Source organism: Bradyrhizobium sp. Rc3b (assembly GCF_900114915.1).
GTDB lineage: Bacteria > Pseudomonadota > Alphaproteobacteria > Rhizobiales > Xanthobacteraceae > Bradyrhizobium.
Genome location: NZ_FOUS01000025.1, coordinates 41,161 through 62,828, shown reverse-complemented (window position 1 = coordinate 62,828; position 21,668 = coordinate 41,161). Strand labels below are relative to the sequence as shown.

Annotated in this window: 23 protein-coding genes; 14 read left to right on the top strand and 9 right to left on the bottom strand. The window is 64.7% G+C overall.

Annotated elements, in window-relative coordinates:
- The 3 genes from BM190_RS37615 to flaF form a co-directional block, all read left to right on the top strand.
- Nucleotides 1-1,615 (top strand): DUF1522 domain-containing protein (locus BM190_RS37615; protein ID WP_092262748.1); only part of this gene is annotated, 1,615 nt, incomplete at its 5' end.
- A gap of 218 nt (nt 1,616-1,833) precedes the next feature.
- Nucleotides 1,834-4,122 (top strand): DUF1522 domain-containing protein, encoded by a 2,289-nt coding sequence (locus BM190_RS37610; RefSeq protein WP_092262745.1) that lies wholly within the window; start codon nt 1,834-1,836, stop codon nt 4,120-4,122.
- Nucleotides 4,123-4,416: 294 nt separating this feature from the next.
- Nucleotides 4,417-4,785: a flagellar biosynthesis regulator FlaF gene (gene flaF / locus BM190_RS37605; RefSeq protein WP_008554779.1), complete on the top strand. Its 369-nt coding sequence runs from the start codon at nt 4,417-4,419 to the stop codon at nt 4,783-4,785.
- 70 nt (nt 4,786-4,855) lie between these two features.
- On the opposite strand, the gene BM190_RS37600 is transcribed toward flaF, so the two are convergent.
- The 4 genes from BM190_RS37600 to BM190_RS37585 form a co-directional block, all read right to left on the bottom strand.
- On the bottom strand, nt 4,856-5,215 hold the full coding sequence (locus BM190_RS37600; RefSeq protein ID WP_018321837.1) for a hypothetical protein: 360 nt from the start codon (nt 5,213-5,215) through the stop codon (nt 4,856-4,858).
- A 163-nt stretch (nt 5,216-5,378) separates the two neighbouring features.
- Nucleotides 5,379-5,873, bottom strand: coding sequence for a hypothetical protein (locus BM190_RS37595; protein ID WP_018321838.1), 495 nt, complete (start codon nt 5,871-5,873; stop codon nt 5,379-5,381).
- An 11-nt stretch (nt 5,874-5,884) separates the two neighbouring features.
- Nucleotides 5,885-6,253, bottom strand: a complete 369-nt coding sequence (gene flgJ / locus BM190_RS37590) for a flagellar assembly peptidoglycan hydrolase FlgJ (RefSeq protein WP_177237521.1) — start codon at nt 6,251-6,253, stop codon at nt 5,885-5,887.
- On the bottom strand, nt 6,253-7,377 hold the full coding sequence (locus BM190_RS37585) for a flagellar basal body P-ring protein FlgI (protein ID WP_026202627.1): 1,125 nt from the start codon (nt 7,375-7,377) through the stop codon (nt 6,253-6,255). Before BM190_RS37585 ends, flgJ begins: the two co-directional genes overlap by 1 nt.
- A 284-nt stretch (nt 7,378-7,661) precedes the next feature.
- Here BM190_RS37585 and BM190_RS37580 point away from each other — a divergent pair, with 284 nt between their 5' ends.
- The gene (locus BM190_RS37580; RefSeq protein WP_018321841.1) at nt 7,662-8,075 is read left to right on the top strand and encodes a flagellar assembly protein FliX; all 414 of its coding nucleotides are present in this window, start codon (nt 7,662-7,664) and stop codon (nt 8,073-8,075) included.
- A 181-nt stretch (nt 8,076-8,256) separates the two neighbouring features.
- Here BM190_RS37580 and BM190_RS37575 read toward each other — a convergent pair whose 3' ends face one another.
- Complete coding sequence (locus tag BM190_RS37575; protein ID WP_018321842.1) at nt 8,257-8,628, bottom strand: winged helix-turn-helix transcriptional regulator; 372 nt, start codon at nt 8,626-8,628, stop codon at nt 8,257-8,259.
- A gap of 149 nt (nt 8,629-8,777) precedes the next feature.
- Here BM190_RS37575 and BM190_RS37570 point away from each other — a divergent pair, with 149 nt between their 5' ends.
- From BM190_RS37570 to BM190_RS37550, 5 genes are all read left to right on the top strand, one after another.
- Complete coding sequence (locus tag BM190_RS37570) at nt 8,778-9,389, top strand: NAD(P)-dependent oxidoreductase (protein ID WP_092262741.1); 612 nt, start codon at nt 8,778-8,780, stop codon at nt 9,387-9,389.
- 215 nt (nt 9,390-9,604) lie between these two features.
- Entirely contained in the window at nt 9,605-9,970 is a 366-nt protein-coding gene (gene dksA / locus BM190_RS37565; protein WP_008554760.1) for an RNA polymerase-binding protein DksA, read from the top strand.
- A gap of 261 nt (nt 9,971-10,231) precedes the next feature.
- The gene (locus BM190_RS37560) at nt 10,232-11,032 is read left to right on the top strand and encodes a phytanoyl-CoA dioxygenase family protein (RefSeq protein WP_092262738.1); all 801 of its coding nucleotides are present in this window, start codon (nt 10,232-10,234) and stop codon (nt 11,030-11,032) included.
- Nucleotides 11,033-11,473: 441 nt separating this feature from the next.
- Nucleotides 11,474-12,253, top strand: coding sequence for a 2-keto-4-pentenoate hydratase (locus BM190_RS37555; RefSeq protein WP_092262735.1), 780 nt, complete (start codon nt 11,474-11,476; stop codon nt 12,251-12,253).
- Between the two features lie 506 nt (nt 12,254-12,759).
- The gene (locus BM190_RS37550) at nt 12,760-13,926 is read left to right on the top strand and encodes a PcfJ domain-containing protein (RefSeq protein WP_092262732.1); all 1,167 of its coding nucleotides are present in this window, start codon (nt 12,760-12,762) and stop codon (nt 13,924-13,926) included.
- Between the two features lie 133 nt (nt 13,927-14,059).
- Here BM190_RS37550 and flgH read toward each other — a convergent pair whose 3' ends face one another.
- The 4 genes from flgH to flgF are packed head-to-tail and all read right to left on the bottom strand — an operon-like array spanning nt 14,060 to nt 17,547.
- Nucleotides 14,060-14,821 (bottom strand): flagellar basal body L-ring protein FlgH, encoded by a 762-nt coding sequence (gene flgH / locus BM190_RS37545; RefSeq protein WP_018321847.1) that lies wholly within the window; start codon nt 14,819-14,821, stop codon nt 14,060-14,062.
- 9 nt (nt 14,822-14,830) lie between these two features.
- Nucleotides 14,831-15,967 carry a flagellar basal body P-ring formation chaperone FlgA gene (flgA, locus tag BM190_RS37540; protein ID WP_177237520.1) on the bottom strand — a complete coding sequence of 379 codons (1,137 nt, stop codon included), beginning with the start codon at nt 15,965-15,967 and terminating at the stop codon, nt 14,831-14,833.
- A gap of 10 nt (nt 15,968-15,977) precedes the next feature.
- Complete coding sequence (flgG, locus tag BM190_RS37535; RefSeq protein WP_018321849.1) at nt 15,978-16,766, bottom strand: flagellar basal-body rod protein FlgG; 789 nt, start codon at nt 16,764-16,766, stop codon at nt 15,978-15,980.
- 16 nt (nt 16,767-16,782) lie between these two features.
- The gene (gene flgF, locus BM190_RS37530; RefSeq protein ID WP_092262724.1) at nt 16,783-17,547 is read right to left on the bottom strand and encodes a flagellar basal-body rod protein FlgF; all 765 of its coding nucleotides are present in this window, start codon (nt 17,545-17,547) and stop codon (nt 16,783-16,785) included.
- Between the two features lie 377 nt (nt 17,548-17,924).
- On the opposite strand from flgF, the gene fliL reads away from it, so the two are divergent.
- The 5 genes from fliL to BM190_RS37500 all read left to right on the top strand — a co-directional run bounded on the left by fliL (nt 17,925) and on the right by BM190_RS37500 (nt 21,666).
- Nucleotides 17,925-18,425 (top strand): flagellar basal body-associated protein FliL, encoded by a 501-nt coding sequence (gene fliL, locus BM190_RS37525; protein WP_018321851.1) that lies wholly within the window; start codon nt 17,925-17,927, stop codon nt 18,423-18,425.
- A 30-nt stretch (nt 18,426-18,455) separates the two neighbouring features.
- On the top strand, nt 18,456-19,658 hold the full coding sequence (gene fliM, locus BM190_RS37520) for a flagellar motor switch protein FliM (RefSeq protein ID WP_018321852.1): 1,203 nt from the start codon (nt 18,456-18,458) through the stop codon (nt 19,656-19,658).
- A complete protein-coding gene (locus tag BM190_RS37515) occupies nt 19,655-20,092 on the top strand; it encodes a DUF6468 domain-containing protein (RefSeq protein ID WP_092262721.1) in 438 nt (145 codons plus the stop codon). The genes fliM and BM190_RS37515 overlap by 4 nt, the downstream gene beginning before the upstream one ends.
- 10 nt (nt 20,093-20,102) lie before the next feature.
- A complete protein-coding gene (locus tag BM190_RS37510; protein ID WP_018321854.1) occupies nt 20,103-20,867 on the top strand; it encodes a MotE family protein in 765 nt (254 codons plus the stop codon).
- Between the two features lie 601 nt (nt 20,868-21,468).
- Nucleotides 21,469-21,666, top strand: coding sequence for a hypothetical protein (locus tag BM190_RS37500; protein ID WP_018321856.1), 198 nt, complete (start codon nt 21,469-21,471; stop codon nt 21,664-21,666).
- The last annotated feature ends 2 nt before the right edge of the window (nt 21,667-21,668 follow it).

The window sequence follows — 21,668 nt, the reverse complement described above, 5'->3', positions numbered from 1 at the left end:
CGGTGTCCCCTCCGGTTCGGGCGTCAGCGGCCATCTCGTCACCGACGGCAGCGGCAATACCACCGTCTATCTCGGTAGCACCGGCACGCCTGCGACGCTTGCGACCGTCGACGATCTGTTGAGCGCGATCGATCTCGCCAGCGGCGTGAAGACAGTTGCCATCAGCGCGGGTGCTGCGGCGATCGCCACGAGTGTCGGCCAGACCGCCTCGACCGTTGCCGGCGGCGCTGTCACGCTGAGGAGCTCGACTGGTGCGGATCTGAGCGTCACCGGCAAGGCCGACCTGCTCAAGGCCCTCGCCCTGACGACGTCCGTGGGTGGCGGCAATGCCACGGTGAACGTCAACCGGACCACGAGCTCGGCCTCGCTGGGTGCGGCGATCGCTGACGGTTCGACGCTGAACGTCGATGGTCACGTCATCACCTTCAAGAACGCGCCGGTTCCGGGCTCGACCGGTGCTCCGAGCGTTCCGAGCGGTTTTGGTGTGAGCGGCAACGTCGTCACCGACGGCAACGGCAACTCGACGGTCTACCTGCAGGCCGGCACGGTCAACGACGTCTTGAAGGCGATCGACCTTGCCACCGGCGTGCAGACCGCGACGATCAACGCCAACGGCACCGCGACGCTTGGGACCGCCACCGGTCAGTCGAATTCGACGATCAATACGTCCGGTCAGCTCAAGATCTCGACCGGCGTCAACGCCGACCTCTCGATCACCGGCACCGGCAATGCGCTGAACGTGTTCGGCCTCGCCGGCAATACCGGCAACGCGACCGCTTTCACCGCGGCCCGCACCTCCGGCATCGGCGGCATCGCCGGCAAGACCTTGACCTTCTCCTCCTTCAACGGCGGCACGGCGGTCAACGTCACCTTCGGCGACGGCACCAACGGCACGGTCAAGACGCTCGACCAGCTCAACACCAAGCTGCAGGCCAACAACCTGTCTGCGACGATCGACGCCAACGGCCTGCTGACCATCACCGCGTCCAACGACTACGCGTCCTCGACGCTGGGCTCGACGGCTGCCGGCGGCGCGATCGGCGGAACGCTCACCTCGGCGCTGACCTTCTCGACGGCCTCCAACCCCGTCCAGGATGGCGTTGCCCAGACGGCGCGTGCCAATCTGGTGTCCCAGTACAACAACATCCTGAACCAGATCGACACGACCGCGCAGGACTCCTCGTTCAACGGCGTCAACCTCTTGAACGGCGACCAGCTCAAGCTGGTGTTCGACGAGACCGGCAAGTCGAGCCTGAACATCACCGGCGTGACCTACAACTCCAAGGGTCTTGGTCTTGCTGCCCTGACCGTCGGCGTCGACTTCATCGACAACGCCGCCACCAACAAGGTGCTGACCAACCTGAACGCCGCCTCGAGCACGCTGCGCTCGGAAGCCTCGAGCCTCGGTTCGAACCTCTCGGTCGTGCAGATCCGTCAGGACTTCAACAAGAACCTGATCAACGTGCTGCAGACCGGCTCGTCCAACCTGACCCTGGCCGACACCAACGTCGAGGCGGCCAACAGCCAGGCGCTGTCGACCCGCCAGTCGATCGCGGTCTCCGCGCTGTCGCTGGCCAACACCTCGCAGCAGAGCGTGCTCCAGCTGCTTCGCTAATAAGCGGCTGAAATTATTAAATAAAATCGGGCGGCGGGGTCATTTGCCCCGCCGCTCTTTTTGCGTCCGGAGGCGGAGAGGGGCGTTCACCGGCGGTTAACCCTATCGATTAAACCGGCGTTAACCATACTTTAAAGGACACCTCCTAAAACTGGACAAAAGCCCGCTTTCGAGACCGCGCGGCCGATTCGTATCCGGTTCAAGAGGAAGACTCGCCAATGTCCAACATCGTTCTCTCGGCGTCCGTTCGCCAGAACCTGTTGTCGCTGCAGTCGACGGCCGACTTGCTGGCCACGACGCAGGAGCGGCTGTCGACCGGCAAGAAGGTCAATACCGCGCTCGACAATCCCACCAACTTCTTCACGGCGCAGGGGTTGGACAACCGGGCGAGCGACATCAGCAACCTGCTCGATGGCATCAATAATGGTGTCCAGGTGCTGCAAGCCGCCAACACCGGCATCACCTCGCTGCAGAAGCTGATCGACAGCGCCAAGTCGATCGCCAACCAGGCGCTGCAGACCACGGTCGGCTACTCCACCAAGTCCAACGTCTCCACCACCATTCCCGGTGCGACGCCGGCCGACTTGCGCGGGACGACCTCCTATGCAAGCGCGACCGCCAAGAGCAACGTGCTCTATACCGGCGCTGCCGGTGGCACGACCCCGGTCACCGGAACCGCCGCACTTGGCGCCTCGCTGGGCTCGAGCGCCGGCACATTGGTCGGATTTGCGGCGACCGCGGCCGACGGCACCACCGTGCTCAGCGGCACCGCCACGCTGGTCGGCACCACCGCTTCCACCACCTTCGGCGCCGCGCCCGCGGATGGCGACACCATCACGGTGAACGGCAAGTCCATCACCTTCCGCACCGGCGTCGCTCCGGCCACGCAGCCGACGGGCTGGGGCCTCGACGCCAGCGGGCACATCGCCACCGACGGCAACGGCAATTCGATCGTCTACGAGGGAACGGCGGCGGCGCCCGCGGCGACCATCAACGACGTCCTCACCGCGATCGACCTCGCCAGCGGCGTCAAGACCGCTACAATCAGTGCGGGTGCGGCGACCATCGCGGTCAGCGGTTCGGCGGGTCCCGTCGGCACGCTTCAAGTCGCATCGTCCATCACCGGCGGCCAGGTCACGCTGAAGAGCTCGACCGGCGCCGATCTGAGCGTGACGGGCAAGGCCGACTTCCTCAACAAGCTCGGTCTGACCGCGGCGACCGGCGCAGGCAATGCAAGCGTGACCGCGAACCGGTCGACAACCGCCGGCTCGCTCGGCTCTCTCGTTCAGGACGGCTCGACGCTGAACATCGATGGTCACACCATCACGTTCAAGAACGCGCAGACGCCGCAATCGGCGGCGAGCGTCACGTCGGGTGGCGTCAGCGGCAACATCGTTACCGACGGCAACGGCAACTCAACGGTCTATCTGCAGAGCGCGACGTTGACCGACCTGCTCAACGCGGTCGACCTTGCCACCGGCGTCAAGACCGCGAGCCTCTTTAACGGCGCGGCGACACTGTCGACCACTGCGGGCCAGATCCCGTCGTCCGTCAACAGCAGCGGTCAGCTTGCGCTCTCCACCGGCATCAACTCCGATCTTTCGATCACCGGCACCGGCAACGCCCTCAGCGCGTTCGGCCTCAGCGGCAACACGGGAACGGCGACCGCCTTTACCGCGGCGCGAACCTCCGGTGTTGGCGGTGTCAGCGGCAAGACCCTGACCTTCTCCTCCTTCAACGGCGGTACGCCGGTGAACGTCACCTTCGGCGACGGCACCAACGGCACCGTCAAGACGCTCGATCAGCTCAATGTGCAGCTTCAGGCCAACCACCTGACGGCGACGATCGACGCCAACGGCGTGCTGACGGTCACCACCGTCAACGAATACGCCTCCTCGACCCTTGGTTCGACGGCGGCGGGCGGCGCGGTCGGTGGTACGCTCACCGGCGTGCTCGCCTTTACCACTGCACAGCCGCCGGTTCAGGATCCCGTCGCGCAGACGGCGCGTTCGAGCCTGGTCAGCCAGTTCAACAACATCCTGGCGCAGATCGATACGACGTCGCAGGACTCGTCCTTCAACGGCATCAACCTGCTCAACGGCGACACGCTGAAGCTGGTCTTCAACGAAACCGGCAGCTCCACGCTCGGCATCAACGGCGTCGTGTTCAACGCGGCCGGCCTCGGCCTCAGCAATCTCGTTCCCGGCACGGACTTCATCGACAACGGCGCCACCAACAAGGTGCTGGCCAGCCTGAATGCCGCCTCGAGCAGACTGCGCTCGGAAGGCTCCTCGCTCGGCTCGAACCTCTCGATCGTGCAGGTGCGCCAGGACTTCTCCAAGAACCTGATCAACGTGCTGCAGACCGGCTCGTCCAACCTGACGCTCGCCGATACCAACGAGGAAGCGGCCAACAGCCAGGCGCTGTCGACCCGCCAGTCGATCGCGGTGTCCGCACTGTCGCTGGCCAACCAGTCGCAGCAGAGCGTGTTGCAGCTGCTCCGCTAATTTCGAGGCGCAAGATCGCCACACGATATATCGCGGCGGGGCTAACGCTCCGCCGTTCTTTTGAGGGAGATCGCTAAGACAAGATTAGCTGAGATCGACACGCATCACGCGAAGCGAATTTACATCGTGCGTGCGTGGATCTAGCGTTGCGCCGACGAAGAGCTCCGTGACCCGTAATTATCCGGAGGGCTTCCAAGCACAACACGTAAGCAAATCTTAAGCGGTGCTGCCTAGGGTTGGGAAAGAAATCCTTAAGCGCGTCCAACGCGCTAGGTAACCTCCAGGGTGTGATTGATGTCGAATTCCGCTGCCTCGGCTTATGCGCGTGTTGCAACAACCACCGCATCTCCTCGCGACATCGAGGCGCAGACCCTGCTCAAGGCCGCGAACAAGCTCCAGGATGCGGTGAACAACGCCGATCCGCTCAGCGAGCAGACCATGCAGGCCCTGATGTTCAACCGCAAGCTCTGGACCATCTTCCTGAGCGAGGCGATGCGCGACAACAATCCGCAGCCGATCGACGTCCGGCAGAAGATCGCCAACATCAGCGTGTTCGTGCTGAGCCAGACCGCCGCGCTGCAGATGAGCCCGCAGTTCGATCACTTCCGTCCGCTGATCGAGATCAACCGCAATATCGCTGCGGGCCTGTCCGGACGGCCGTGACGAGGACACGTGATGGTCGGCATCGCGAGCATTTGCCAGCGATTGCCTCGGCCAGCTCAATGCGCAATCGTCAGGCGCTGACGTCGGTGCTGAGTGGACGCGAGGGCTCGGACTTCATATCCATTGCATGGAAATAGGCCCGCCGGCGCAGCATCGCTTCGTCGGGGAACTGGTTGACCACCGCGTCGGTCCTCTCGTTGACGACCTGGAAGACGAACGATGCGGCCGCCTGGTCGAACACGACCTGGCGCGAGACGTTCTCGTGGTTCGGCAGATCGTTGCGCACGGGCGCGCCCGTATCCGCCGCGGCGACCGTCTGGCGCACCGGAAGATCAGTCTGCACAGCCTCGTTCGCCGCCGCATTGGACGTCGTGACGATCTGCACGGGGGCCGGGATCCCCACCGGCCTGATGCTGAAATCTGTACTCATGGCAGCCTCCTGGTTGCCTAATGTGAGTCAAATCCCAACCCCTCTAATAACGCAACCATGGAACACCAGGACTGAAGACCCGGTAAGGAAACGTGACTAACCGCGCGACGATTTCGCCGCGCGGTTTTTCGTAAAATTGTCGCTTGTTCTTGTGGCGCTCAGCTCAGAGCGAGCGGCTGACCGCCAACGGCGTGATGTGGCGCGGACCTGGAGCTGCGCGGCGACCAGCGGCCGTATAGGTGTTCGGCACGTTGCGCTTCTGGAGCTCGGCATTGACGCCGCGCACGACGCTTTCGGAGACCGCGTGCGCGGTCGCGAGCACGGTGAGATTGACCTGGAGCATCGCGCGGAACGCATCGTGGTGGCGGTGCAGCGTCGAGAGCAGCTCCGGCGCGGATTTCGCAAGCTGCGCCTGGTTCGCCTTCAACTGGCTGACGGCGCCGACATAGTTTCGCGACAGCTCCTGCTTCTTGCTCTCGAGCGTCATCGCCTCGCGGACCTTGCCGGCACGAACGAGCTCGGTCTCGCGCTCGATCAGTCCGAGCAGCGCGCTCATCGCGTCCATCAGGTCTTCGGCGAGCTTGCGCGCCTCGGCGCTGCCGGGCGCGGTGTTCGGGCGCTGTTGCATCGGCTGACGTGAGGCGTTGAAATGGTTCATCTCGTTTGACCTTATGCCGTGCGGATCGTTTTCGCCTGCTGCATGATGAGGGTGCGGTAGACTTCGGTGGCGACGCCGACGCCGCCGGCCTTGGCGAAGTTCTTGGAATATTGCTCGGTCAGCATCGAGCGCCACACGCCGGTGCCGGGCGTGTCGCCGAACGGGCCTTCGCCTTTCAGGCCCGATGTCATCTGCGAGAACATGCTGTTGAGGAACATCGCCTCGAAGTCGGTGGCGGTCTTCTGCGCCCTGGCCTGCTGCTTCGGCGAGACCTTTTGTAGGGCGGCGGCGAGCTCGAAATCGGGCCGGCCGTTGCGGCTCTCGACCGAGAAAGCCGAGGAGGTGGCGAGGCGAGGGGTGTTGATCGCGCTTGCCTGCATCACATCACCTCGATGTCGGCTTCGATCGCACCGGCGGCCTTGATTGCCTGGAGGATGCTGATCATGTCGCGCGGACCGATGCCGAGACCGTTGAGGCCGTCGACGAGCTGCTGGAGCGAGACGCCGTCCTTGACGACGGCCAGCTTCTTGCCGTCCTCGGTGACGGTGACGCTGCTGCGCGGCGCGACCACCGTGCGGCCGCGCGACAGTGGGTTGGGCTGACTCACCTGTGGGCTCTCGGAGATGGTGACGGTGAGGTTGCCCTGCGCCACCGCGACGGTGGCGACGCGGACGTCGCGCCCCATCACGATGATGCCGCTGCGTTCGTCGATGATGATCTTGGCGGCAAGATCCGGGTCGACCTGGAGTTGCTCGATCTCGGTGAGAAAGGCGACGACGTTGCCCTTGAACTCGGGCGGGACCGAAAGCTGGACCGTGGAGGGATCGATCGGTTCGGCGGTCTTGACGCCGAGATAGTCGTTGACCGCGGCCGCGATCCGTTTGGCCGTGGTGAAGTCGGCGTTGCGCAGCGCCAGGCGCACGTTCGGCAGCCGATTGAGCGCGAACTCGATCTCGCGCTCGATGATGGCGCCGTTGGCGATGCGTCCCACGGTCGGAACGCCGCGCACGATCTTGGCCGCCTCGCCCTCGGCCTGGAATCCGGAGATCGCGAGCGAGCCCTGCGCCACCGCGTAGACATTGCCGTCGGCACCTAACAGGGGGGTGACGAGCAGGGTGCCGCCCTGGAGGTTCTTGGCATCGCCCAGCGCGGAGACGGTGACGTCCATGCGCGTGCCCTGGGTGGCGAAGGCCGGCAGATTGCCGGTCACCATCACGGCTGCGACGTTGCCGGTACGGATGGTGGCGCCGCGGATGTTGACGCCCATGCGCTCGAGCATCGCCTGCAGCGATTGCTTGGTGAAGGGGATGTTGTTGAGCGTGTCGCCGGTGCCGTTGAGGCCGACGACGAGGCCGTAACCGATGAGCTGGTTCTGCCGCACGCCTTCGATATTGGCGAGGTCCTTGATGCGCGAGGTCGCAGCCGCCGGCGCGAGCGACAGCACCAGCGCCGACAGCGCGGCGCAGGCCACCCCAACAATCCTCACCCAACGAACGCTTGGCATCCTCTGCTCCCCAAGGATCCTCAAAAGGCTCCTCAAATCGGAAGGACCTGCACGACACTCCCATGACGAGCTGGTCCGGCGCTGTCCTTGCGAGGGCTGTGCCAACCCGGGGCGGAAGGGATAGGCCGCTGAATAGGTTGAATAAATCTGTTTCGACCGGTGTCAGCGAGCGTTGTCCCTGAGGAGCGAAACTGCCGCCCGTCGGCAGATTTTGCCGGGCCGTTTACGCGCCGTTAACCATAAGACGGCGAAGGTGACCGCATCGATCACCCGGATTCCCTCCGATGCGCATCTACGGACCGAACGGCACGACGCTTGGAACGCCGGCCAACCAGGCCAGGCGGACCGGCTCCGGCACCTTCGTGTTGCCCGACACCTCGTCGGCGCAGGAGACCCGGAGCGCTGCCGCACCGAAGGCCGCCACCAACATCGACGGGCTGCTCGCGCTGCAAGGCGTCGAGGAGGATCCGGTCGAGCGCCGCAAGCGCTCGGTCACCCGCGGCAGGACGGCGCTCGACGTGCTCGACGATCTCAAGATGGGGCTATTGGCCGGTAATCTCGACGCCTCGACCGTGATGCGCTTGCGCGATGCCGCGGCGAACCTGAAATCGTCCTCGGGCGATCCCGGTCTCGATGCGGTGCTCTCCGAGATCGAGCTGCGCGTCGAGGTTGAACTCGCTAAGGCCGGACGGGCTTAATCGTCATCCGTCACCCTGAGGTGCGCGCCCTGCAATGCAATTGCAGGGCAAGCCTCGAAGGGCGACGGGCCCGCTGAAGCATCTCGGCCGTGCATCCTTCGAGGCTCCCCATGGGACGCGTTGCGTCCCATGCCTCGCGCCTCAGGATGACGGGACTGCTATTGCATCTTCGCCGCACCCCTTACGCCGCTTCCTCCTTCTGCTGCGCGTCGTAGCGGCGCTGGGCGGCGAGAACGTCTTTCAGATTCTGCTCGGCCCAATCGCGCAGCGGATCGACTGCGCCGGCGAGCGTCAGCCCGAGCTGCGTGATCGAATATTCCACCGTGACCGGCACGGTCGCGATGGCATGGCGCTTGATCAGCCCGTCGCGTTCGAGCGATTTGAGAACCTGGCTCAGCATCTTCTGCGAAATGCCTTCGATCGTGCGGCGCAAATGATTGAAGCGCATCGGCTCCTCGCGCAGCAGCAGCAGGATCAGCACCGCCCATTTGTCGCCGATGCGATCAAGGATCTGGCGCGTGGGGCAGTTCGCTGCATAGACGTCGGGTTTCATCGTCGGTCCTCGGAATCCCTGTTCGTCGCTTGCCCTACGCGTGGCGGTTACCCTTGCGTAATCAGGTAAGCACAAAGTGCGCTCTTAACACCAGCATTCTTTGCGATATCTAGTCACTGCTAGTTACCATAGAAGCAAAGGAGCCTTCCATGAAAATCGCAGTTGCCGGCGCCTCGGGTCGGGCCGGGTCGGAGATCACCAAGGAACTGTCCCGCCGCGGCCATGCCGTCACGGCCATCGCCCGGAACCCCGAGAAGATCGCGGCCCTGCCGAACGTCACGCCGACCAAGGGGGACGTGCTCGACCAGGCGGGTCTTGCCAAGCTGTGGGCTGGGCACGACGTCGCCGTGAGTTCCGTGCACTTCCTGGCCAGCGACGCGCGGAAGTTGATCGGTGCGGCGAAGGACGCCGGGGTTGGTCGTTACCTCGTCGTCGGCGGCGCCGGCAGCCTCGAGGTCGCGCCGGGCGTGAAACTGGTCACGACTCCCAGTTTCCCGGCCCAATATAAGGCGGAAGCGGAGGCAGGCTCGGCCTTCCTCGACCTCTTGCGGCAGGAAAAGGATTTGAACTGGACCTTCATTTCGCCGTCGGCCCTGTTCGTCGAAGGGGAACGCACGGCCAAGTTCCGCCTCGGCACCGATCAGCTTCTCGCAGATGCGAACGGAAAAAGCTGGATCACCTTCGCCGACTACGCCATTGCGCTCGCCGATGAGATCGAGCGGCCAGCCCATCCGCGGCAGCGTTTCACGGTCGGTTACTAGGCTTTCGGCGGTCCCCAGGGCCTCCAGGATAAACCTTCCTGTGCAAGGGCTTGGGGGCGCCAGCCGGGGCTTCAGGGAAATATTGTCTGTCACAGGAGGCCACTATATAAGGCCCGGCTCAACGGACCCTGTTTCCGTTGCGAGTCGTTGATTAGACAGATAGGCCGCCCTTGGAAAAGTTGAAAAACTACCGACCGACCGAAAAAGAGCCTTTCATGAACGACCGGCAGAAGGAGTACTTCCGTTTGAAGCTCCTCGCCTGGAAGGATGAGATCCTCAAAGAGTCCAAGCTCACCCTGCAAGCCCTGCAGGAGGAGAACGTGAACCACCCCGATCTCGCCGATCGGGCATCGTCCGAAACCGACCGTGCCATCGAGCTCCGTGCCCGCGACCGCCAGCGCAAGTTGATCGCCAAGATCGACGCCGCGCTCCAGCGTATCGAGGACAACACCTACGGCTATTGCGAGGACACCGGCGAGCCGATCTCGTTGAAGCGGCTCGAGGCCCGGCCCATCGCGACGCTCTCGGTGGAGGCGCAGGAGCGCCACGAGAAGCGCGAGAAGGTCTATCGCGACGAATAGAGCCCGAGCCGCCGCGTGCGGCTCTTTTGTTTTTGGCTCACGGCGTCGCTTGAACGCCGCTGGTACGGCGCGTAGATTCGCGCCGCCATGATGATTTGCACTCTCAACATCGCATCGGTCTTCTTCCTGGGCTGAGCGCAGGCGCCTCCGCCGCGGAGGCATTGCGTCCCGCGAGTTCGACTTGCGGCTTCCCATCCGATTGAGCCAGCCGGTTCCGCAGCGAGCGGACGATGAGGGCTGGCGAGCCTTTGAGAGATCATCATGACTGCCAATCCACGCGCGTTGGACGACGCGCAAATAGCCCAATTCATCCGCGACGGCTTTGTCCGGATCGACAATGCTTTCCCAAGTGAGCTCGCCGAGGCCGCCCGCGCCATCATCTGGCGCGATCTGCCATGCAGCGAGCACGACCCAGCGAGCTGGACCCGGCCCGTGGTGCGGCTGCCCTATTATGGCGGCCCGCCGTTCGGGGATGCCATCAACACCGCCGTGCTCCATGCCGCCTTCGACCAGATCGTCGGGCAGGGGCGGTGGCGGCCGCGACGCGACGTCGGCACCTTTCCGGTGCGTTTTCCGCACCCGGACGATCCGGGCGACGACGGCTGGCATGTCGATCTCAGCTTTCCCGGCGAGGCCAGCAACCCGAACGAGACGCAGGATTTCTCGGCCTGGCGCGTCAACATCACCTCGCGGGGGCGGGCGCTGCTGCTGCTGTTCCTGTTCTCCGATGTCGGTGACGATGATGCGCCGACGCGGATCCGGGTCGGCTCGCATCTGCCGATGGCGCGCTACCTGGCGCCAGCCGGCGATGCGGGGCGGGCGCACATGATGCTGGAGCAGATGGGGGCCGATTGTCCGGTGGCGCTCGCGACCGGTGCGGCCGGCACGGTCTATCTCTGTCATCCCTTCCTGGTTCATGCCGCGCAGAAGCATCGGGGAACGCGACCGCGCTTCCTGGCGCAACCACCGCTGCATCTCGCCGAGCCGTACCGGCTGGAGCGCGGCGATGGCGACTACTCGCCGGTCGAGGTCGCCATCCGCCTCGCGCTTGGACGCATTTGACGGAAGCGATGTCATTGCACGCGGCGTTGTGGCGGGTTCCTGCGCCACAACGCCGCTGTCGTCCGACGCCAATTTCCGGGATCGCGAAAAATGAATCGCGATCAATGGGCTAGAGTCGAATCCTGCATGCTCACGTGAGTTCGCATGAGAAAAAGCCTTCACTTCAGGTGCGGGAAGTTTTGCGAGTCGCATCAAGGAGATCGACCGGCATCTTGAGACGGCGGCGCAGCGGCTTCACGCATCGCTGCAATCAGGGTCTCGTTCCGCGCGGGGCGGGCGGGCCTGGGCGCGTGGCTCCATAAAGACCGGACCAACTCAATATTTCCTTAAGCGGCGGGAGCCCCCGTATTCAGCCCGGCTGAGCGCCGACCAGCGCTTGTCAGGCGCGAACGGGGATGCTGAACTGAGCCGCAATGTTGCGTAGCGTGGGAGGCGGCGCCGATGGATAAGATTCTCGAAGCCGCAAAGGCGATCGCGCTGGCGCGCCGCAACCATGCGCCGCTCGCGGCGCTGGAGCGTCCCCCCATGGATGAGGCCGAGGGCTACCAGGTCCAGCGTGCGGTGCACGATCTGCTGCTGCCGCATCTCGGGCCGCTGGTCGGCTACAAGATCGGCTGCACCAGCCAGGTGATGCAGGACTATATCGGCATCCCGCATCCCTGCGGCGGCGGCGTGTTCCAAAAGGGCGTGCACGACACCGGCGCCAAGCTCGCCGCCTCCAACTATGTCCGGGTCGGGGTCGAATGCGAGATCGCGGTGCGGCTGAAGCGCGACCTTGCCGCCAGCGAGGCGCCGTTCACGGCCGAATGGGTCGGCGAGGCGGTCGAGGCCTATCATCCCGCCATCGAGATCGTCGACGACCGCTACGTGAAGTGGGAGACGATGGGCGCCCCGACGCTGATCGCCGACGATTTCTTCGCCGCCGGCTGCGTGCTAGGTCGGTCGGTTCCGCGCTCGTCGGTGCCGGACCTGAAGGCGGTCAAGGGCCGCGCCATCCTCAACGGCGAGGAGGTCAGCCACGGTACCGGCGCCGACGTGCTCGGCCATCCCCACAACGCGCTCGCCTGGCTCGCCAACCATCTCGCCGCTGAGGGCAAGGGTCTTCACGCGGGACAGCTCGTGCTGACGGGCAGCCTGGTCAAGACGCTGTGGCTGAAGGCCGGCGACAAGGTGCGGATGGAACTGGACGGGCTGGGAGCGGTGGACGTGAAGTTTACCTGAGGGGCACCGGTAGTCCCCGCAGTCATTCCCCGCGAAGGCGGGGAATCCAGTACGCCGCGCTGCACCAGTACAATCACGAATATCTCGGAGTACTGGATCGTCCACCTTCGCGGACGATGACAGAGGGGTGGCTTGAATGCTGTACCCTCATCCACGTCATTGCGAGCGAAGCGAAGCAATCCAGAACCCCTCGCCGGAGCAATTCTGGATTGCTTCGCTTCTGCCTTCGCTCTTTGAGCTTCGGCGGACAAGCCGCTCGCAAGGACCGCATGCGGCGACAGCGTTGCCAAAATGCCGCGAGCCTCTCTCGTGATGTGCAGTTTCTGACTCCATCCGACAGAGACATCTTGCGCCCGCCGGCGATCGGGTCTATGAGCCCCGTCCCATTCAACCTGCGCGTTCAACAATGAGGAGACCAGCCGTGAACAGTCTGTGGCGATCGACACGCTCCGTGCCGACGCTCCCACTGCGTCCGGCTGACAGTCATCCAATCATGTTGAACGACAATGGCACATTCATTGATTCAGCGCCGGCGGGAGGCCGAGCGCGCGCGGGTTGAAGCCTACGAGCTGTCGCTGCGGCATGTGTCGCAGCGGACGCGTCCTCCACCGGATTTCGAGACCGCGATCTACGAGGCCAGGCGTGGCTTCGAGGCCGACATCGTGCGCGATGCCGAGGCCTGGAAGCCGCGGATGAAGACTCGCGATGCCGCGCGTCTTCGTCTTGCCGCGGCTCGCTATCTCTTCGCGCGCTATCCTGTCGCAGAACATCTGGAGCAGATTTGGATCGACGGCGCGGGACTGGGCGCCGGCGAGATCCATTTGCGCAAGCGCTGGTACATCGCGGCGGCCGGCGGCGGTTCGCTCTACACTGCCGGTGCGGCCGAATGGCTGTCTCGCAAGGAGGTCCATGCGTTCCTCAATCCCTTGGGGAGCGTTGGCTTCGAGGCTGCGATCTGGCAGGCGATCGCGCGATCCTATGCGAACGATCCCGCCGTTGCGATGCGGATCGCACGCACCAGGATCACGCAGACGCCGCGCGCTCAGAATCGCTTCTGGCGCGAGGTGGTGCGCTTCTTCTGCGCGCATCCCACCACGGTCGAGGACATGGATGACTTCCACGATTACCTCGCCGATTGCCACCGGCGTGATCCGGAGTACACCCTCAAGGGGCGTTCACTGATCTCGCTTGGTCGGCAGATGCGCGAATGGCATCGCGATCTCGATGCGATCGCTCGTATCGAGGCCGCACGCCGTCGCGCCGAGGCTGCGCGAAACCGTGCGCGTGGGCTGGCAGCAAGCCCCGAGCAGATCGAGGACCGTTGGCTCGGTGCAGCGATCGCGGACTGGTCATGGACCAAGTCGTCCAAGGATCGGGCCAAGCGTGAAGAGTATGTTGTGGTCCAGTTGCGGACCGCAGCCGATCTCGTGGCCGAGACGCGGGGTATGCGCCACTGCGTTGCCTCTTACGCGACAAAGTGCATTGCCGGGCAGGCGTCGATCTGGTCGCTCCGTCGCCGTGCCTCGGGCGACGTCCAGCGGCTGCTGACCATCGAGCTGGATTCCCGTTCCCGGGCGGTTCAGGTTCGCGGGTTTGCAAACCGTCCGCCGCTCGCGGAGGAGAGCAAGATCCTGGAGCGGTGGGCGCAAGCACGCGGGATCATGCTGCTGTGAGAGTTGCCTGCGCCGCTTTCCGCGGCGCAGGCAAAATACATGCGGCCCTCGCCAGGGGAGCTAGCGAGGGCCGCGTAGTACATCGTCGTTCGCGCCTAGGTTCGCAAACACGATGTGGGAGCTCTTGAAGAGGTTAGAAGGGCAGCAGCACGTCCATGACCTGCTGGCCGTAGCGCGGCTGCTGCACGTCCGTGATCTGGCCGCGGCCGCCATAGGCGATGCGGGCCTGCGCGATCTTGCTGGAATCGATGGTGTTGTCGCTCTGGATGTCTTCGGGGCGGACGATGCCGGCGACCACGAGCTCGCGGATCTCGTAATTGACACGGATCTCCTGCTTGCCCTCGACCACGAGGTTGCCGTTCGGCAGCACCTGGGTGACGACCGCGGCGACGTTGGTCTGCAAGGCTTCCGTGCGGTTGACCGAGCCCTTGCCGTCGCTGGAGGCGGTGGAGCCGGCGGTGAGGAGGCTGCCGGGCAGGATCTTGTTGGCCTGCGTGATCGTCTTCGCGCCGAGGAAGTCGGTGACCTGAGAGTTTTCCGAGTTGGTGCGGCTGCGCTGGGTCTCGTTGGCGATGTTGGCCTTGTCGGTGAAGTTGACGGTCACCGTGAGGAGGTCGCCGACCTGGCGGGCGCGCTGGTCCTTGAAGAAGGCGCGGCTGCCGTTGCGCCACAGCGAGTTCGGATTGTAGGAGGCGACTTCCGGCTTCGGCATCGGCATCTGCACCGGCTTGTAGCCCGGCTGCGCCGTCGGATTGTCGATCGCGGACAATTTCGGCTGCTCGCCGATCTGCGACAGGCGGTCGATCGAGGAGCAGCCGCCCAGCGCGCAACTGGCCAGCAGCAGGGCAGAGATCGCGATGCGACGAAGACGGTAAGCCGAACTGAAAGCGGACATGACGAACTCTTACTTGGCTTGAGCTTGCGAGACGCGAGCTTGCGGGATCTGGGCTTGTGCGATCTGGGCCGGCGACGCCGGCGCCTCGATCAGGCTCCGGGCGAGGGCTGCTGCCGCAGCCGCAGGGGCGGGCGCCTCATCGCGCTTGAGCGAGGAAGTCTGCTCGACCGCGGGCGCCATCGGTGCGGACTGGCTCGCGCCCTGGATCGTCACCTGGCCGCGGCCGGTGACGACGCCGGTCAACGTCCGCTTGGATTGCACATTGAGCACGCTGACCGTGTCGCCTTCGGCGCCGCTCTCGATCGCCTTGCCGCGCGAGGTGAGATAGAGGCCGGGCACCTGGTAGATGATGGTGACGTTCTGATCGCGCACCACGAAATCGGGCTTGACGATGTCGGCGGCACGGAGCGGGGTGCCTGCGCGCATCGGCCGGCGCAACTGCATGCCGATGCTGCGGTCGCGCGAGGCGGGCTCGCCGGTGACCTCGGCCTTCGGCCGGCGTTCCAACGTGACATCGGAGGACTTCAGCAGATCGAGACGCTCGATGTCGCGCGTCAGCACGGCCACTTCCACCGTCTCGATCGCGGTCCCGGTGAAGCGCAGCTTGGTCGGGGTCGGATTGCTGTCGTTGGCAATCTCGAAGGCGATGTCGAACCGGCCGCTGCGGGCGTCGTAGCGGGTTGCGACTGGCTGCAGCGTGCCGGAGTTGGAGGCATCCAGCCGCATCTCGGCGACGCCGCGGTCGAAGGTGACGGTGATATTGGCGGCGTCCCCGAGGCCGAAGCGGCGCTCGAGCGCCGAGGCGACGGCGGTTTCGAGATCCTTGTTCGCCAGCGTGCGGGCGAGGCGGGTGACCTGGACCTCCTTGAGGTCGCCGGTCATCACGCCGATCACCTGCTTTGCGCGGAGCACCGACAGCACCTGCGCGACCGTCAGCGTGCCGGTGGTGCCGAGATCGGGCGAGCGGTAGACCGGGATCAGCGCGGCCGAACCGGCATTGTCGATGAGATCGCCGACCCGCACCACGTCCGCGGTCACGGTGACGCTCGCGCGCAGCGTCGGCGAGGCGATGAAGTCGTCCGCGGCCGCTGCCGGCAGGGCCAGCGCGAGCAGGGCGGAGATGGTGGCGAGGGTGGTGCGGATCATCGTCATTGCCTCAGCGGAACAGCGCCGTGGTCGATTGCATCATCTGGTCGGCGGCGCTGATCACCTTGGCGTTCATCTCGTAGGCGCGCTGGGCGGCGATCAGGTCGCTCATCTCCGAGACGACGTCGACATTGGCCTGCTCGAGGCTGCCCTGGGTGATCTTGCCGTAGCCCTCGGAGTTCGCGGTGCCGTCCTGCGGCGGGCCGGACGACGGGGTCTCGGTGAACTGGTTGCTGCCGACCGGCTGCAGGCCCGCCTTGTTGATGAAGCGGGTCACGCCGATCTGGCCGACGATCGTAGAAGTCGACGAGCCCGGCAGCGTCACCGAGACCTGGCCCTGCTCGCTCACGCTGATGCCGGAGGCGTTGTTCGGGATCGTGATGCTCGGCTGCACCGGGTTGCCCTGGGCGGTGACGACGCGGCCCTGATTGTCCATCTGGAAGGTGCCGTCGCGGGTGTACTGGTAGGTGCCGTCGGGCATCAGGATCTTGAAGAAGCCTTCGCCGGACATCGCGAGGTCGAGATCGTTGCCGGTCTGCGACAGCGTGCCCTGCGTCATGCTGCGCGGCGTGCCGACGGTCTTGACGCCGCCGCCGATGTCGACGCCGACGGGCAGGATGGTGCCCTGGTCCGAGGCCTGCGCGCCGACGCGGCGCACGTGCTCGTAGATCAGGTCCTGGAACGCCGCGGTCTGCTTCTTGAAGCCGGTGGTGCGCAGGTTGGCGATGTTGTTGGAGATCACCTGAACGTTGAGTTCCTGTGCCGCCATTCCGGTCGCTGCGGTGTGAAGCGCCTGCATGTCAGTTCTCCCTCAATCAGGCCGGAACGTCGGCGAGCTTCTCGATCGCCGATTTGTGGAGGTCGCTCTGCTGCTGGAGCAGATTGGCGATGGCGGTGTAGCTGCGCATGACTTCGACCATGCGGGTCATCTCGCCGACCGAATTCACGTTCGACTTCTCGACATAGCCCTGGCGCACGCTGCTGGATTTGGCATCGGGCTGCAGGGTGGCGGAGCCGGCGGCATAGAGATTGGCGCCGAGCTTGGTCAGCTTGGTCGGATCGTCGAACGAGGCCATGCGGATCTTGCCGCGGATCGAGTCGGTCTTGGCGGTGCCCTCGAGCACCGTGACGGTGCCGTCGGGCGCGACGTTGATGTCGTGATCGGTCGGCTGGAAGGTGATCGGGCCGCCGGTGCCGAGCACCAGATTGCCGTCCGGGGTGACGAGCTGGCCGGTCGAGTTGAGCGAGAACTTGCCGTCGCGGGTGAACAGCTCACCGCCATTGGCCTGCACCGCGAAATAGGCGTTGCCGTCGATCGCCATGTCGAGCGGGTTGTTGGTCGGCTCCATCGGCCCCTGGCCGATGTCGCGATAGGTGCCGCGGTCCTGCACATAGGAGACACGGCGGTCCGCGCCGATGAAATTGTCCTCACGCGCGTTCGAGTTGAGGTACTCCTCGAACAGCGAATGGTCGGCCTTGAAGCCGTTGGTGTTGGCATTGGCGACGTTGTTGGCGATGACATCCATCTGCCGTTCCAACGTCATCTGCCGTGACAAGCCGATCAGAAGCGCGTTCTGCATCGGAAATCTCCCCTGAGCGGATCTGCCATTTCGCTCTCCCAAGCGCCTTGGCGGACCCCGTGAACGAGACCGTCGGGTTCTCCCAAACCGTCGGGTCTCGGCCCTTTCTCAGCGAAAGCCGTGCCAACCTGGAAAACTTCGAAATTTCAGTGGCTTGCTGATTTTGAAGGGGCACTGGAGGGCGGCAGAAAGGTTCTGTTAGCCATGTCTGCCCGGCAGATTTTTCCTAGTGGAGGCCCAATTGAAAGATTCCGTTAACCATTATTACCGTAGCGTTTGCCATGAAGAGGAGCGCATTGCGCCGGGGCATTTGTATCGCGTCCTTGTCTTAAGGCTTCGCTCTTTCGACCCCTTTGAGAGATCCGGGCGCGGCGACCATGGCAGAGAATGAAGCGGAAGGCGGCGCAGCTGCCGAAGGCGCGGAAGCCGCTCCGCCGAAGAACAAGCTCAAGCTCATCATCATGGCCGTGGGGCTGCTCGCCGTTCTCGGCGGCGGTGCTGCGACCTGGTTCTTCTTCTTCCGGCACGGCGACGACGAGCATCATGCCGAGGCCGCGCCTCCGCCGAAGCCGCCGTCCTTCGTCGACGTCCCCGACATCATGGTCAACCTGGCCGGTGCGCCCGGCGAGCGCGTGCAATATCTGCGGCTGAAGATCGTGCTGGAGCTGAAGGAAGAGAAGCAGATCGAGGCGATCAAGCCGACGATGCCGCGCGTCACCGACATCTTCCAGACCTATGTGCGCGAGCTGCGGCCCTCCGACCTCAACGGTTCCGCCGGCATCTTCCGCCTCAAGGAGGAGCTGACCAAGCGCGTCAACGCGGCGGTCGCCCCGGTCCAGGTCAGCGCGGTGCTGTTCAAGGAAGTCGTGATCCAGTGAGGACGCTGCGGAAGGTGATGGGCTAGCGTCATGGCCGGCAACGAGCAAATGGACCAGGATGCGATTGCCGCCCAGTGGGAGGCGTCGCTCGATTCCGAGGATCCCGCCGAGGCCGCGAAGGCTGCGGCCGAGAACGAGCTGTCGGAGACCATGGCCCTGCAATGGGCGGCCATGGTCGAGGACGGCAGCCGCGATCTCGGCAGCGGCAAGAATTCCGGCGAGCGCGTGCTGTCGCAGGAGGAGATCGACAATCTCCTCGGCTTCACCGTCGGCGACGTCACCCTCGACGACCATTCCGGCATCCGCGCGATCATCGATTCGGCGATGGTCTCCTATGAGCGTCTGCCGATGCTCGAAATCGTCTTCGATCGCCTGGTGCGGCTGATGACGACGTCCCTGCGCAATTTCACCTCCGACAACGTCGAAGTCTCGCTCGACCGCATCACCTCGGTGCGTTTCGGCGATTACATGAACTCGATCCCGCTGCCCGCCGTCCTCACCGTCTTCAAGGCCGAGGAGTGGGAAAACTTCGGCATGGCGACGGTCGATTCCAACCTGATCTATTCGATGATCGACGTGCTGCTCGGCGGCCGCCGCGGCACCAGCCAGCTCCGCATCGAGGGCCGGCCCTACACCACGATCGAGACCGAGCTGGTCAAGCGGCTGGTCGAGGTGGTGCTGGCCGACGCCGAGCAGGCGTTCCGGCCGCTGTCGCCGGTGACCTTCACGATCGACCGGCTCGAGACCAACCCGCGTTTCGCCGCGATCAGCCGTCCCGCCAATGCCGCGATCCTGGTGCGCCTGCGCATCGACATGGAAGACCGGGGCGGCAACATCGAGCTGCTGCTGCCCTATGCCACGATCGAGCCGATCCGGGGCGTCCTGCTCCAGATGTTCATGGGCGAAAAGTTCGGCCGCGACCCGGTCTGGGAAGGCCATTTCGCCACCGAGATCGTGCAGGCCGAGATCGCCGTCGATGCGGTGCTCTACGAGGCCGACATCCCGCTCAAGCAGCTGATGCGGCTCAAGGTGGGCGACACCCTGCCGCTGGACATGCGCGCCGACGCCAACGTCACCGTGCGCTGCGGCGACGTCACGCTGACCGAGGGGCGAATGGGCCGGGTCGGCGACCGCGTCGCCATCCGCGTGACGAAACCCTTGCGCAAGCCAAGTACGACACTTGCGATGTTCGAGAAGGTGGACGAGCAGAACAAGATGATGGAGGCCCCATGAACCACTCCCTGGGAATGGCGATCGAGACGTTGGTGGCTATCCTGCTGATGCTGACGATCGTGTATTGCGTCATGCTCAACAAGCGGCTGACGCGGCTGAAGGCCGACGAGCACTCGCTGAAGGCGGTGATCGGCGAGCTGATCACCGCGACCGAGATCGCCGAGCGCGCGATCGGCGGGCTGAAGCTGGCGGTGCGCGACGTCAACGAGAACCTTGGCAGCCAGCTCGCCGCGGCGACGCAGATGTCGGACCAGCTCTACAAGCAGCTCGGCGAGGCCGACAACGTGGTGCGGCGGCTGTCCAAGATCGCGATCGCGGCGCGCCCTCCGGAAACGGTCGCTGCGCCCGCAGCCAAGCCGTCGACGGCGAAGGCGGTGGCGGCTGCGGCCGAAGCCTTCTCCGAGCGCCGACGATCCAACGGCCTTGCCGCATGAAGTCAGGGGTATGAAGTCCTTTCGTAACATCCGCGTCATCCCGGTCGTCCTGGTTGCCGTCGCAGGCCTCGCCACGCTGAAGGTGGCGGGCCTCGTGATCAATGGCGGCTATGTGTTCGACTACAAGCCGAACCAGGCCAAGAAATCCTGGGCGCAGGAGAATCTGAACTTCCCGACCGGCCGCGAGGAGCCGGAAATCATCACCGGCTCGACCCATGGCGCGCCGAAGGAGGCGCCCAAGCCCGCCGCGCCGGAGACCAAGCCGGAAGGCACCGTGGTCAAGGTCGACGAAGCCCAGCCGCAGGTCTCGGCCTCCGAGCGCGCGATCCTCGAGCGGTTGCAGGCGCGCCGCCAGGAGATCGAGGCCCGCCAGCGCGAGATCGACATTCGCGAGAGCCTGCTCAAATCGGCCGAGAAGCGCATCGAAGGCAAGGTCGAGGAGATGAAGGCGGTGGAAACCCGCATCTCCGCGACGCAGGCCGAGCAGAAGGCCGCCGAAGCCCAGCGCATGAAGGGCCTCGTGACCATGTATGAGGGCATGAAGCCCAAGGACGCCGCACGGGTGTTCGACCGGCTCGAGATGGGCGTGCTGATCGAGATCGCCTCGGCGATCGCGCCGCGAAAGATGTCGGACATCATGGGACTGATGTCGCCGGAGGCCGCCGAGAAGCTGACGGTCGAGATGGCCCGCCGTGCCAATGGCGGCGGCGATCAGTCGGCCTCGGCGGCGGAGCTGCCCAAGATCGACGGCAAGCCGACGCAAAAGCCGAATTGAAGGCGCGAGGCGAACGGCGCTATCGGACCCGGCGCGTTGTCGCGTGGTCGTTCGACTGGCGCCCCGCGAGAGGCCTTGCGGGGTCTAGCTCGCGAAGACTTGTTGCACCCTGCGAACAGGCGGGCGCAACTGCTTCTCCACCTGAGGAAGAGTATCGGCCTGCTGCTTGATCAGCGCTGCCTTCGTGACGCGAGTCACGAGCTGCAGGGTGCTATGGCAACAGGAGCACTCGTATATTTTCAGGGCATATCCTCTGGCGATCGGAACGATCGCTACGACCGCTCTTGCCCTGCTACACACAATGCAACCGGCTTCTCCGCTCATTGATTACCCCCAAAGCTAACCAATGCGATTCGCATCGCCGAGGTCACATCTGAGTCAGAGTCGCGCGCGAACTGCAACGCCCCGAAGGTTGTGAGTGGGCGCGCTCAGCAACTCCTCAATGCGGCAGATCAAGCTCCCGTGGCGGATGCAGTCGAAGCTGGCGGCATCTTCTGAGACTGCGATGAGTTGACGCGCGCGGGTGTGAAGTGGCGTACAGTGGCGTTCAAGGCCCGGTCCTACGCTTGGCTAGTCGCAATCGGCAGCGCAGGAGGAGGCCATGAACTACTCGTCCGCAGCAGAACGCGTCATCGAGGCCCTCAACCGGCTGCTCATCGCGGCGATGACATCGGCGTGGACATCCGCCCTCAGCCATCAGCATGCAGAGCCGCCAGAAGGCGACGACGGCAACGATGATGAATCTTCTCTCGACGAAGACAGCTCCTCGGCACCGGAAGGCGCCGGCAAGCAACATTGAAG